Origin of the sequence: Thalassotalea sp. 1_MG-2023, from assembly GCF_030546745.1 — a bacterium.
In the GTDB taxonomy this organism is placed as follows: domain Bacteria; phylum Pseudomonadota; class Gammaproteobacteria; order Enterobacterales; family Alteromonadaceae; genus Thalassotalea_C.
The window spans coordinates 300,698-314,600 of the sequence record NZ_JAUOPD010000001.1; the positions used below are offsets into that span (position 1 = coordinate 300,698).

Here is a 13,903-nt window from a genome sequence, read left to right on the forward strand (position 1 = left end):
TAAAAATGTTGCAACGAAGTGTTGCTATAGTGTGGTTTATAGCAAGTATTTTCACCCTGTTTTATGCAAGTGAATCAGTTGCAAAAAATAACATTGATAGTGTACGGGTGTGGCCCGCACCAGAAAACACGCGTGTGGTATTCGATTTATCATCCACGCCAGATTATAGCTATTTTTCGTTAAAAAATCCGCAACGTTTAGTGATTGATTTTAATGATACGCGAAACATTGCGAACTTGGTTAATGTATTAAATAACGATAAGCGAATTCGGAAAATTCGCACATCAACGCCAAAAAATAAACACTCAACTCGCTTAGTATTAGAATTAAGCGAAGCATTTAAGCTTGATATCTTTGCCTTGCCGCCAGCGGGTCAATATGGCGATCGCTTAGTCGTTGACTTGTTTGATCAAAATCGAGTGGTACAGCAAGCAAACCCTATTTCTCAAGGGAACCGTGATATTGTGATCGCGATCGTCGCAGGACACGGTGGCGAAGATCCTGGTTCAATCGGTGCTAAAGGCACATATGAAAAACATGTAACACTTAACATATCAAAAAAGCTCGCCGCATTACTAAATCGACAAAAAGGCTTGTCTGCTGTGATGGTAAGAACAGGCGATTATTATGTGAACCACAACCGTAAAACGGTAATCGCACGAGAAAATAAAGCTGATTTATTAGTGTCTATTCATGCTGACGCATTCACATCGCCACAGCCTCATGGTGCATCGGTACTTGTCCAGTCAAGCCGAAGAGCTAACTCTGAATTTACTCGCTGGATTGCTAATCGCCAGAAAGAGTCTGAATTATTAGGTGGTGCAGGCGATACGATTAAAAAAACGAAAGATCACAACCTTGCACTTACGCTCGCTGATATGAAAAAAGAATACACAATGGCAAGTAGCTATGCTTTTGCAGAATATGTATTACGAGAGTTAGGTAAAATCACCAAATTACATAAAAAGAGACCAGAAGGGTTAAGCTTAGCAGTATTAAAGTCTTCTGATATCCCAAGCGTACTAATTGAAACCGGTTTTATTTCCAACCATGCAGAAGAAAAACGATTACGCTCTACTCAGCACCAACAAAAACTTGCCCAGGCAATTTATACTTCAATAGATAATTATTTTGCTGCTAACGCGCCAGATGGTACGTATTACGCTTCAATCGGCCATCGTAAACACAAAATCGCAAGGGGAGAATCGTTATCAGTAGTGGCACACAAATATAATGTGTCAGTTAAAAAACTAAAATCAGTGAATAAGCTTACGTCAAATGTTGTTCGTATTGGACAAACCTTAAAAATTCCTCGCGCAGATTAATGTATGACAATTGAAATATTACCCGCTCAACTTGCTAACCAAATAGCAGCGGGTGAAGTGGTTGAACGCCCTGCATCAGTGGTTAAAGAGTTGGTTGAAAACAGTTTAGATGCCGGTGCAACAGCAATAAAAATAGACATTGAAAAAGGTGGAGCAAAACGCATCCGTATTTCTGATAACGGCTGTGGCATTGCTAAACAAGAACTTACCTTAGCATTAAGTCGTCATGCGACGAGTAAAATCAAAGCATTAACCGACCTAGAAGGTATCGCTTCATTGGGTTTTAGAGGTGAAGCGTTAGCCAGTATAAGTTCTGTTGCGCGGTTATCATTAACATCAAAGCCCGCTGAACAACCAGAAGCATGGCAAGCACATGCTGAAGGTCGAGACATGGAAGTGACAGTGCAGCCGGCAGCTCATGGTAACGGCACAACTATTGATGTAGTCGATTTATTTTTTAATACCCCAGCACGACGAAAATTTCTTCGGACAGAAAAAACAGAATTTAGCCATATTGAAGAAGTGGTAAAAAGAATTGCGCTTGCACGTTTCGATGTCGCAATAACGTTGACCCATAACCATAAAGTGATTAAACAATATCGCCTTGCTGACACCGACACAAAGCGAAGTAAACGTGTTGCACAAGTGTGTGGACAAGCATTTATTGACCATGCGCTTGAAATTAACTGTCAGCATAGTGGAGTGTCGTTAACGGGGTGGCTAACCAAACCTAGCTTTCATCGCAATCAAAATGACTTATGCTATAGCTATGTTAATGGCCGCATGATGCGTGATAAATTAATTAATCATGCGATAAGGCAGGCCTATCAAGAGTTGTTACCTGCGGAAACATATCCAGCCTTTGTGTTATTTCTTAGGTTAAATGTACGAGAAGTGGATGTAAATGTGCACCCTGCAAAGCATGAAGTGAGGTTTCATCAAGGTCGCTATATTCACGATTTTATTTACGCAGCTTGCCATCAAGCACTTACTGAACAGACAGAACTGATAGAACAGCCCTCTGAAGCAATGTCGTCATATCAAAACATAGAACAGCCTACCGCTATCAGAGAAGCTGCAGAAAAGAGTCAGGATTATATCGCTCCCTTGAGGTCCTCAGGCTCGATATCTAGCCACAGAGCAACCAGCCAAAAGCCGTTTTCGTCGCAAGTGCCTTTAAATGCAGCTGAAAATTATCAACAACTAATGACGCCAGTGACTGAGCAACCCCAGCAACTTTTAGAAGCGACGACAAAAAATTGGTTATTTGTCGCACCGCACTATGGACTGTTTGTTGATGATCAGCAACAAGTTCAATTCTGCTGTCTAAAACAGCTAGCTAAGAAAATTCTGCAAGAAAAAGTGTCGTCACAATGGCCAAAAGGTATCACGAGTCAACCTTTGCTATTACCCGTGAAGGTGAACGCTGATGAGACACATAGAAGCATTGTGAACAACCATCAAGAAAAACTTGAGCAGTTAGGCATAGTGGTTGAGCTTATTGGCGATAAGGCGGTAAAAATAAGGCAGTTTCCGGCAATGTTACGACATGTAGACGTTAGCTATTGTTACTTGGCGTTAATAGAAACTCTTAGTGCGAGTGAACTTGATTTAACGAGTGAAATATTCTGGCAACAAGCATTTGCAGAAGTTGCAATACCATCAAGCTTTCAAGCAGCAGACATTAACAAGTTGCTGCAAGAGTTCGAACACTATTTTCCGGAAAAAAATAAACAACAGCAAGTCTTGAAAACACTACCGATAGACCTTACATCAGCTATACAGCAATTACAGCAGGCCAATTAGTTCTTATATGTCATCTACGTTTAATGAGCTGCCGCCAGTTATTTGTTTAATGGGGCCGACGGCTTCAGGAAAAACAGCATTAGCATTTGAACTTTATGATGCATTACCTTGTGACATCATCAGTGTAGATTCTGCGCTAGTATACAAGGATATGGACATTGGAACGGCAAAGCCAACATTAGCTGAGCAAGCGAGTTATCCGCATCGATTAATCGATATTAAAGATGCGAGTGAAAGTTACTCTGCTGCTGAGTTTTGCCAAGACGCGTTAACAGAAATTGCTGAAATACGCGCCAAAGGTCGTATACCAATTTTGGTTGGCGGTACTATGATGTACTTTAAAAGCTTAATTGATGGTATTTCGCCATTACCTGAAGCAAATGCCAAAATTAGAGCTGAGATTGAAAAACAAGCAGATGTTATAGGTTGGCAAGGGTTACATGATGAATTAGCAAAGGTTGATCCGCAATCTGCGCAGCGTATTCATCCGAACGATCCGCAACGCTTAACAAGAGCATTAGAAGTATTTCGCATTACCGGTAACACTTTGACACAATTAACCGCAATAAAAGGTGAGAGACTAACCGGTAATGTTTTACAATTTGCGATTGCACCGAAAGAACGTAAAGATTTACACGCTCGAATTGAACTGAGGTTTGAGCAAATGATTGCTCAAGGTTTTGAGCAAGAGGTCGTTAAATTAAAGGAACGTGGCGATTTACATGAAAACCTGCCTTCTATTCGTTGTGTTGGTTATCGTCAAATGTGGCAATATTTACAGGGTGAATGTAGTCATGAAGAAATGGTTTTTAAAGGTATATGTGCCACTAGGCAATTAGCAAAACGTCAGTTAACATGGTTACGTAACTGGCCAACACTTACTTGGTTAGCGATGGAGAATAAAAACAATCTTCAAGAAATTTTAAACGCAGTAAGCAAAGTGTAAACATTGATGTATAATTAGTTTTGCAGATAGTATTGATTAAATTACTCTTTTGACTATCTGCTTAAATATTAAATTTTGAGTGAGTATTACTCGTTGATTTTGACAACAATAACAAAAGGGGCCAAATAATGGCAAAGGGGCAATCTTTACAAGACCCATTTTTAAATGCGTTACGTCGTGATCGCATTCCAGTAGCAATATACTTAGTGAATGGCATCAAACTACAAGGACAAGTAGAATCATTTGATCAATTTGTTATTTTATTAAAAAACACCGTAAGTCAAATGGTCTATAAACATGCCATTTCTACGGTTGTACCAGCTCGTGCAGTAAATACCGCACCACAAGCTAGTCAAACTGGTTTTAATCAATCAGTGGAAAACGAAGATTAATGGCAGTAACTCGTATTGTTCGGAGTTGTTCATTTGTTTGATCGTTATCAAGCAGGTGAACAAGCGATACTTGTTCATGTAGATTTTCCAGACGAAAATGCCCGCGAAGACTTACAAGAGTTTGAAATGCTTGTAGGCTCCGCTGGCATAGAATCGCTTGCTGTTGTAACAGGTAAGCGCGTTACACCGCACCCAAAATTCTTTGTAGGGAGTGGTAAAGCGGAAGAAATCGCTGAAGCAGTGACATGTTATCAAGCAAATGTCGTACTCTTTAATCACAGTTTATCCCCATCTCAAGAAAAGAATGTTGAAGCATTATGTAAGTGTCGTGTAGTTGATCGTACAACCTTAATACTCGATATTTTTGCCCAACGTGCTCGTACGCATGAAGGTAAGTTGCAAGTTGAGCTTGCTCAGCTTAAACATATAAGTACGCGACTAATCAGAGGGTGGACGCATTTAGAGCGTCAAAAAGGGGGAATTGGTCTTCGAGGACCTGGTGAAACTCAATTAGAAACTGATAGACGCTTGCTTCGAGAAAGAATGACAAACATTCGTAAGCGTTTAGAAAAAGTTGAAAAACAACGCCAGCAAGGTAGAAGGGCTCGGAATAGAGCGGAAATTCCAACGGTGTCGTTAGTTGGATATACCAATGCAGGTAAGTCAACCTTGTTTAATCGCATTACCCAAGCGGGAGTTTATGCTGCCGATCAACTGTTCGCGACTTTAGATCCAACGTTACGAAAAATTGAGGTAGAAGATGTTGGCCGGGTTATATTAGCAGACACGGTTGGCTTTATTCGCCATTTACCTCACGACTTAGTGGCTGCATTTAAAGCGACATTAACTGAAACACGTGAGGCTGAAATACTGCTTCATGTTATTGATATTGCAGATGAACGACGTTCAGAAAATATTGAACAGGTACAAGCTGTTCTTGATGAAATAGACGCTGGTGATGTACCTCAGCTGTTAATTTGCAACAAAATTGATATGCTCGAAGATGGTGAGCCTAGAATAGATCGTGATGAATCAGGGTTACCAATTCGTGTTTGGTTATCTGCGCAAGCGGGTATTGGCATTGATTTATTATTCATGGCATTAAGCGAGCGTATGGCTCGTAAAATCGTTAAATTTAGTTTAAAAATACCACCAGCATACGGTAAATTACGCGGTGAATTATATGATTTAAACTGCATTGAACGAGAGTCATATGATGAACAAGGTAATTGTTTAATAGAGGTAAAATTACCGGAACAAGAGTGGAATAAATTAAGAAAACAAGATGAAGTGCACATAGAACGCTTTATCGAAAGTTAACAGACTGATATATTAGAGCAATTCTTGACTTAATATGTCATTTATAGGCATAGAGTATTAATAGCGGAGAGCGTTATGGCTTGGAACGAACCAGGGAAAGATGATAAAGACCCCTGGAAAAATAAAGGTGGTAAAAACCAAGGACCACCGGATCTAGATGATTTAATCAAAGATTTAGGTAATAAGTTTGGTGGTGTATTTGGCGGCAAGTCTTCTGGTGGTAGCGGTAAAAGCTTCTCATCAATCGGCTTAGCGCTGGCCATCATTGTTTCAGTACTTGTGTACGCGTTTAGTGGTTTTTATACCATCAAAGAAGCTGAAAAAGGTATCGTACTAAGATTTGGTCAGTATGCTGGCACAGTAGAGCCAGGCTTACGTTGGAAGTGGACATTCGTTGAACGAGTGATCCCTGTTGATATTCAAACAACACGAGATCTTCCAGCGTCAGGGTTTATGCTAACGCAAGATGAAAACGTAGTACGTGTTGAAATGCAAATTCAATACCGTGTTGTTGACCCACGTAACTATGTATTTAGCGTAACCAATGCTGATGATAGCTTAAGCCAATCATTAGATAGTGCATTACGCTATGTTGTTGGTCATTCAATCATGGATGATGTGCTAACAAGTGGGCGTGAAATTGTGCGTCAAGCGGTTTGGACAGAATTAGAAAAAGTGATTGAACCCTACAATTTAGGTATTTTAATTGTTGATGTTAACTTTAAAGATGCTCGTCCTCCAGAAGAAGTAAAAGATGCATTTGATGATGCTATTGCAGCTCAAGAAGATGAGGTTAGGTTTTTACGAGAAGCTGAAGCATATGCTCGTGGTATAGAGCCACGTGCTCGTGGCCGTGTTAAGAGAATGGAACAAGAAGCGTTAGCCTATAAGGAGCAAACCGTATTAGATGCTGAAGGTTCGGTTGCTCGTTTTTCAAAATTGTTGCCTGAATATAAAGCCGCACCAGAAGTTACGCGTCAACGCTTATATTTAACTACGATGGAAAAGGTTTACAGCAATACCAGTAAGGTTATGGTCGACGTTGATGGTGGTAATAACATGATGTACTTGCCGCTCGATAAAATTATTCAACAGCAATCAGCGAATTCACCAAGAGTGAATAATCAGTCGAGTCAACCTGTGACAACACCACATTCCTCTAAGAACTCAGCGCCGTCTACTTCAGGTCGTGCTGATCGCTTCAACAATGGGAGAAATTAAGCAATGAAAAACTTTATTATTGCCCTTATTGCCGCCCTGTTGGTGCTAGCAGTTTCTGCTGTCTTTGTTGTATTCGAAGGTCAGCGTGGCATTGTGTTTCAATTTTCAAAAATTAAACGTGACGATGCCGGCCAAATGATGGTTTATGAGCCAGGGTTACATTTTAAAATACCGTTTATTGAATCTGTTCGTAAGATGGATGCGCGTATCCAAACGTTAGATGAAGAACCTGATCGCTTTGTTACATCAGAGAAAAAAGATTTAATGGTTGATTCATACGCGAAGTGGCGCATTGTTGATTTCTCAACGTATTACTTACGTACTTCAGGCTCTATAGAAAATGCTAGAGCATTACTGAAACAGAAAATTAATAATGGCTTACGTACTGAATTTGGTTCCCGCACCATTAAAGAAATAGTTTCTGGCGATCGTGACACTATCATGAAAAAAGCGCTAGAAAGCGCTGAAAGTAGTCGTGAAGACTTAGGTATTGATGTTATTGATGTGCGAGTTAAAGCCATTAACTTGCCGACAGAAGTAAGTAATTCAATTTACGATCGAATGCGTGCTGAACGTACCGCAGTAGCAAAAGAACATCGTTCAAAAGGTCAAGAGCAGGCAGAGATTATTCGAGCCACAATTGATGCAAAAGTAACGGTTATGTTAGCTAACGCGCAAAAAGAAGCGTTTGAAATTCGTGGTGAAGGTGACGCATTAGCGGCAAAAGTGTATGCGGATGCTTTTAAAGAAGATGCCGAATTTTATAGCTTTGTAAGAAGTTTAGAAGCATATGAAAACAGCTTTAATAGTAAAAACGATATCATGGTTGTGAAACCTGATAGTGACTTCTTCCGTTATTTGAAGAATACAGCTAAATCAAAGTAATTTGTTAACGTTAAAGTTGTAAGGCCATGCTCAGTTTAATGATCATGGCCTTTTTATTATAAGGAATATAATGACTGTTGAATTATTGCTAACGGCGTTTGGCCTTGCATTAATAATTGAGGGGCTGATACCAGCCTTGTTCCCAAATAAGTGGCGGAATTATGTGTTGAAAATAACACAAGAAAGTCCCACGAACATCCGTACGATGGGAATAATTGTCGCTTTAATCGGTTGTTTTGTCTTATGGTTGTTTTATTAAAATAAAAGAATCTTGCTGATAAGTAACTCTGATTCTTTTAAATTTTAAAATCGTATTAAAAACCACCAAATAATTCCTTGGCCTCAATTAGGGTTTTTGGTAGAATCCCCGCCTAATTTTCTTTCCAATATGTGAATATGGGTAAAAACGTCGTTGTTCTCGGCACTCAATGGGGTGACGAAGGTAAAGGTAAGGTTGTAGATTTACTTACTGATAAAGCTAAATATGTGGTGCGCTATCAAGGTGGGCACAATGCAGGTCACACTTTGGTGATTAACGGTGAAAAAACCGTACTTCATCTTATCCCTTCTGGTGTTCTACGTGAAAATGTAAAGTGTTTGATTGGTAATGGTGTTGTGCTTTGTCCAAAAGCCTTAATGACAGAAATGAACATGTTAGAAGAACGCGGCGTACCTGTACGCGAACGTCTTTTAATTAGTGATGCTTGTCCACTTATTCTTCCTTACCACAATGCATTAGATGCTGCGCGAGAAAAAGCACGTGGTAACAAAGCTATTGGTACTACTGGTCGTGGTATTGGCCCCGCTTATGAAGATAAAGTTGCGCGTCGCGGTTTACGTGTAGGCGACTTATTAAACGCTGAAACTTTCGCAGCTAAGCTTAAAGAAATTGTTGAATACCATAATTTCTCTTTAGTTCATTATTACAAAGTAGAGCCTGTTGACTTTGAACAAGTGCTAGCAGACGCACTTGAAGTTGGTGAGGTGATCAAGGGTATGATTGCAGATATACCAGAATTACTTGATCAAGCACGTAAAAATGGTGATTCAATCATGTTTGAAGGTGCCCAAGGCACGTTACTTGATATCGATCATGGTACTTACCCTTACGTAACTTCGTCAAATACTACCGTTGGTGGTGTTGCTACAGGTTGTGGTTTTGGACCACGTTATCTTGATTATGTTCTTGGTATTACCAAAGCCTATACAACACGTGTAGGTTCAGGCCCATTCCCAACAGAACTAGCTGACGAAATAGGTCATCATTTAGGTACGGTTGGTCATGAGTTTGGAGCAACTACAGGGCGTGAGCGCCGTTGTGGTTGGTTTGATGCTGTTGCTATGCATCGTGCAGTACAAATAAACTCAATAAGTGGTTTTTGTTTGACCAAATTAGACGTGTTAGACGGCTTAAAAACGTTAAAAATATGTACTGGTTATCAGCTTGAGAACGGCGAAGTGATCACTGTATCACCTACGGCAGCTGAAGGTTACGAAAACGTTACGCCAATATATGAAGAAATGCCGGGTTGGGATGATTCTACCGTTGGGGTAACTAGCTATGATGCGTTACCCGCAAATGCAAAGGCTTACATTAAGCGCATTGAAGATATAACAGGTGTTCCAGTAGATATAATCTCAACAGGACCTGATCGTGTTGAAACTATTATAAAAGTGAATCCGTTCAAATAAACGAATGCGTTTTATCATTTTAAAAACCACCATTTTGGTGGTTTTTTTATATGGTGTTTATCATGATTGTTCACTTTATAAATTGCCTTCACGCACATTCAATTGTTTTTGTTCTATACTAGATCTAAGAGGTGAGGGTAGTGAATGAAAGCGATATCGATAATATTTTTTTTAATGCTGTTATTACCTTTAACGGCGAAAGAGTTTACGGTTGGGGTTCAAAACACTTCTTTCTACCCTTTGTATGACTTTCCTAACCCCAGCCATACTAAAGATCTTCTTGATGCGTTTGCAAAGTCTAAAGGTTATACCTTTACCTATATAGCCCTGCCAGTTAAGCGCACGAACTTCTGGTATAAAGAAAATGCGATTGATTTTAAATACCCAGACAATAGACGTTGGACAAGCGGCCGAAGTTATTATCCGCTTTTAAAATTTAGTTTACCTACTGTTGAACTGTTAGCTGCAGCGATAGTGCCAGTAGAGAAATTAGGCCGTAAACGTGAAGAAATTAAACAATTAGGCACCATATTTGGCTTTCATCCAACCTTGTGGTTAGATTTAATCGAAAAGGGTAATACTGAAGTTGTTGAAAGCCCATCTACGTTAAATATTGTTAAACAAGCTGCGCATGGTTATGTAGATGCGTTGAACATAGAACCTGCGGTGGTTAAGCATCATTTACGTTTGTTAAATAAAGAAGGAGCACTAGTGATTGATGAGAGTCTGCCTCACGAAGTATATAGTTATCACCTGTCTACAATTCATTATCCTGAAGTATTAAAAGAGTTTGATCAATTCCTCTTGAATAATCAGGCTTTGTTAGAAAAGCTCAAGAAAAAGTATCATATCGATGATATTAGCGCATATAAAAAAAATGAGCAGAACAAATAGCCTAGCCATTCAACTTTCTTATATTCTTTTCCTTTTTAATATAGCGAGAATAAAGCATACCCACGTAAAAACAACTGTGATACTACCGAATGTAAATGTTAAAAAATTACGAGTTTAAATTGGTTAACGAACCTTAAATGACAATTTTACCCCGTTTAAATTCATTTTTTTGATTTTTGAACGAAAAATAACAACATTATTCAACGTTAAGATATTGAGCATTAACGATTGTTATGTGTATTAGGTAAGAAAAGTGACTATGATTTAATTCAATGCGCTTTATCGGCCGACTGGTCGGCCTTGCTAAGAGCTAAGAAGATCTTTTACTATAGCTCGAAAGAATAAAAACAATAACTTTACTTTAATTTTTAATATAACGCACAAGGACACCCCATGACGGACTTTCGCCAAAAAGCTCTCGATTATCATCAGTTTCCTAAACCAGGGAAAATCGGCATTGAATTAACAACACCAGCAGAAACTAGCCATGATTTAGCATTAGCATATAGCCCTGGTGTTGCAGAACCAGTGCGAGAGATTGCCGAAAACCCAGAGGCTGTTTATCAATATACAGCTAAAGGAAATACCGTTGCTGTAATTACCAATGGTACGGCAATTTTAGGCTTGGGTAATTTAGGTGGTATGGCTGCAAAACCTGTGATGGAAGGTAAATCTTTACTCTTTAAACGCTTTGCAAATATTGATTCGATTGATTTAGAAGTAAAACATAAAACAGTTGAAGAATTTGTTACTACAGTTGCCAATATCGCAGACAGCTTTGGTGGGATCAATCTTGAAGATATAAAAGCACCTGAATGCTTTGAAATTGAAAAGGCCTTAATAGAACGTTGTAAAGTTCCTGTGTTTCATGATGATCAACATGGAACCGCCATTGTGACTGCTGCGGGTATGATCAACGCGCTTGAAATTCAAGGGAAAGAGTTACGTCATGCAAATATTGTATGTATGGGGGCGGGCGCAGCTGCTATTGCTTGCATGGAATTATTGATTAATTGCGGTGCTCAGCGTGAAAGAATTTATATGTTAGATACGAAAGGAGTTATTCATCCTCGCCGTAATGATCTAAATGAATATAAAAAACTTTTTGCCAACAACACGGATAAAAGAACCCTTGATGATGTCATTGATGGTGCAGATGTTTTTGTTGGCGTATCAGGTCCAAATGTATTGTCAGCGGAACAGGTAAAATTAATGGCAAAAAACCCTGTTATATTTGCCTGTTCAAACCCTGACCCTGAAATAAAGCCTGAAATTGCATTGGCCGCAAGAGACGATGTGATTATTGCCACGGGCCGTTCTGACTACCCTAACCAAGTGAATAATGTGTTATGTTTCCCCTTTATTTTTCGAGGTGCACTTGATGTACGTGCGCGTACCATCAACGATGAAATGAAGGTGGCTTGTGTACACGCTATTCGTGAAATAGCAAGAGAACCAGTACCTGATGAAGTATTATCAGCAAGTGGTGATAAGCAACTATCATTTGGCAAAGATTATATTATTCCTAAGCCTATGGATCCAAGGTTATGTCATCGGGTAGCTAAAGCGGTGGCACAAGCTGCGGTTGAGTCTGGCGTTGCTGCATTATCATTACCAGAAAAATATCAAGACTAGCGACTAATGCATCGTTACTTAATGCGTTAAGTAACGATGCAAATATTATGACTGAGTTTGATAATGCAAACGCTGAATAAAGATTTATTTTTAATCTTCATCATCTTCAAAGACGCTAAAATCAGTAATGCCTTGCTCAGCTAAAGCATCGCGAATACTTTTAGGTAACCTGTGCTCATTGTCTTTGGCAAGGTCTTCGTCGCTGGGTAATGGTTGGCCAGTGAAAGCGTGCAGAAATGCTTCACATAGTAATTCACTATTTGTTGCATGACGTAAATTATTAATCTGGCGACGTGTTCGTTCGTCGGTTAACACTTTTAACACACGAATTGGAATCGACACGGTGATTTTTTTTACTTGCTCACTTTTTTTACCGTGTTCAGCATACGGGTTGATATATTCGCCATTCCATTCAGCCATGAAAGACCTCTAGTTACCTATAATACATAATTACGTTGATTTTACTGTTTGTAGCATCTTAGTCAATATGAATGTGTAGAAGTTTAGATGTCTAAAGTGCTTGATCCGATGCTTTATAACGTATAGACTTTTGGACGTCCAAACATCTATTTGATTGGTAACTGTAGCAAAAAGGTGAAGAAATATGAAAAATAGCAAATTAGCAACCACTGCGGTAAGAGCTGGTATTAATACAGATCAACATCATGGTGCTGTGATCCCTGCCATACATCTTTCAAGCACTTATGCATTGAAAGGCTTTAATGATAAACGCCAATTTGACTATTCTCGTACGGGAAACCCAACGCGCGCTACATTTGCTCAAGCGATTGCCAGTTTAGAAGGCGGCTCGGTAGGTATAGTGACTTCAACGGGCATGTCAGCAGTTCATTTAATTTGTCAATTATTATCAACGGACGATTTAGTGGTAATCCCACATGATTGCTATGGTGGTAGTTATCGATTATTTACCCATTTAGCTAAGCGAGGCCAATTCAAATTACTGGTTGTAGATCAAAATGATCAAACAGCACTCAAAGAGGCCTTGTCACAACAACCTAAATTAGTGCTAGTAGAAACGCCGAGTAACCCGTTAATGCGTATTGTCGATATCGCACAAGTGGTTAAAAAAAGTCACGAGGTCAATGCACTTGTCGCCGTAGACAACACCTTTTTATCTCCAATTTTACAACAGCCTCTCGGGCTAGGAGCTGACATTGTTTTTCACTCTACCACCAAATTTATCAACGGACACAGTGATGTAGTTGGTGGGGTTCTGGTTACAAAAGAGCAAGCACTTGGAGAAGAACTAGCGTGGTGGGCGAACTGTATTGGCATTACAGGCTCTGCATTTGATAGTTTTTTAGCGTTAAGAGGGCTAAAAACTTTACCTATTCGCATGAAGCAACATCAAGAAAATGCCGATGCAGTCGCAAATTTCTTACGTGAGCATGATGCAGTGGAACGGGTATATTATCCTGGTTTTGAAGATCACCCAGGTCATAGTATCGCTTTGCAACAACAAATGGCGCATGGTTCGATGATGAGCTTTGAAGTTAAAGGTGGTGTAGAGGCTGTAAAAATACTGTTCGACAATCTGTCTTTATTTACGCTGGCACAATCGTTAGGCGGAGTTGAAAGTTTAATTAGTCATCCTTCAACAATGACACATGCGGGCATGGAACTATCTGCACAAATTGCCGCAGGTATTAGCCAATCATTGGTGCGTATTTCTGTTGGAATAGAGGATAGTGAAGATATTCTCTCTGATTTAAACCATGGCTTAAACGCAAGCCAAAAAGTCTAGTTACCGAATTAAGTTGAAGAAG

13 protein-coding genes are annotated in these 13,903 nt (G+C 39.5%); 12 read left to right on the forward strand and 1 reads right to left on the reverse strand.

Annotated elements, in window-relative coordinates; translation table 11 throughout:
• The first annotated feature begins 5 nt into the window (after positions 1-5).
• The 11 genes from Q4489_RS01280 to Q4489_RS01330 all read left to right on the forward strand — a co-directional run bounded on the left by Q4489_RS01280 (position 6) and on the right by Q4489_RS01330 (position 12,116).
• A complete protein-coding gene (locus tag Q4489_RS01280; RefSeq protein ID WP_303476057.1) occupies positions 6-1,325 on the forward strand; it encodes an N-acetylmuramoyl-L-alanine amidase in 1,320 nt (439 codons plus the stop codon).
• A gap of 3 nt (positions 1,326-1,328) precedes the next feature.
• The gene (gene mutL / locus Q4489_RS01285) at positions 1,329-3,131 is read left to right on the forward strand and encodes a DNA mismatch repair endonuclease MutL (RefSeq protein WP_303476059.1); all 1,803 of its coding nucleotides are present in this window, start codon (positions 1,329-1,331) and stop codon (positions 3,129-3,131) included.
• 7 nt (positions 3,132-3,138) lie between these two features.
• On the forward strand, positions 3,139-4,077 hold the full coding sequence (gene miaA / locus Q4489_RS01290; protein WP_303476061.1) for a tRNA (adenosine(37)-N6)-dimethylallyltransferase MiaA: 939 nt from the start codon (positions 3,139-3,141) through the stop codon (positions 4,075-4,077).
• Positions 4,078-4,205: 128 nt separating this feature from the next.
• On the forward strand, positions 4,206-4,469 hold the full coding sequence (gene hfq, locus Q4489_RS01295) for an RNA chaperone Hfq (RefSeq protein ID WP_074497932.1): 264 nt from the start codon (positions 4,206-4,208) through the stop codon (positions 4,467-4,469).
• A gap of 33 nt (positions 4,470-4,502) precedes the next feature.
• A complete protein-coding gene (gene hflX, locus Q4489_RS01300; RefSeq protein WP_303476063.1) occupies positions 4,503-5,789 on the forward strand; it encodes a ribosome rescue GTPase HflX in 1,287 nt (428 codons plus the stop codon).
• Between the two features lie 75 nt (positions 5,790-5,864).
• A complete protein-coding gene (hflK, locus tag Q4489_RS01305; RefSeq protein ID WP_303476067.1) occupies positions 5,865-7,010 on the forward strand; it encodes an FtsH protease activity modulator HflK in 1,146 nt (381 codons plus the stop codon).
• 3 nt (positions 7,011-7,013) lie between these two features.
• Positions 7,014-7,895 (forward strand): protease modulator HflC, encoded by an 882-nt coding sequence (hflC, locus tag Q4489_RS01310; protein ID WP_303476069.1) that lies wholly within the window; start codon positions 7,014-7,016, stop codon positions 7,893-7,895.
• Between the two features lie 70 nt (positions 7,896-7,965).
• Complete coding sequence (locus Q4489_RS01315) at positions 7,966-8,154, forward strand: DUF2065 domain-containing protein (RefSeq protein ID WP_303476072.1); 189 nt, start codon at positions 7,966-7,968, stop codon at positions 8,152-8,154.
• A gap of 137 nt (positions 8,155-8,291) precedes the next feature.
• A complete protein-coding gene (locus Q4489_RS01320; protein ID WP_303476076.1) occupies positions 8,292-9,587 on the forward strand; it encodes an adenylosuccinate synthase in 1,296 nt (431 codons plus the stop codon).
• A 144-nt stretch (positions 9,588-9,731) separates the two neighbouring features.
• Positions 9,732-10,481 carry a hypothetical protein gene (locus tag Q4489_RS01325; protein WP_303476078.1) on the forward strand — a complete coding sequence of 250 codons (750 nt, stop codon included), beginning with the start codon at positions 9,732-9,734 and terminating at the stop codon, positions 10,479-10,481.
• 393 nt (positions 10,482-10,874) lie between these two features.
• On the forward strand, positions 10,875-12,116 hold the full coding sequence (locus Q4489_RS01330; RefSeq protein ID WP_303476080.1) for a malic enzyme-like NAD(P)-binding protein: 1,242 nt from the start codon (positions 10,875-10,877) through the stop codon (positions 12,114-12,116).
• 90 nt (positions 12,117-12,206) lie between these two features.
• Here the strand turns inward: Q4489_RS01330 and metJ are convergent, their stop codons facing one another.
• Positions 12,207-12,536, reverse strand: coding sequence for a met regulon transcriptional regulator MetJ (gene metJ / locus Q4489_RS01335; RefSeq protein ID WP_286271125.1), 330 nt, complete (start codon positions 12,534-12,536; stop codon positions 12,207-12,209).
• Between the two features lie 184 nt (positions 12,537-12,720).
• On the opposite strand from metJ, the gene metB reads away from it, so the two are divergent.
• Positions 12,721-13,881: a cystathionine gamma-synthase gene (metB, locus tag Q4489_RS01340; protein ID WP_303476085.1), complete on the forward strand. Its 1,161-nt coding sequence runs from the start codon at positions 12,721-12,723 to the stop codon at positions 13,879-13,881.
• Positions 13,882-13,903 lie beyond the last annotated feature (22 nt).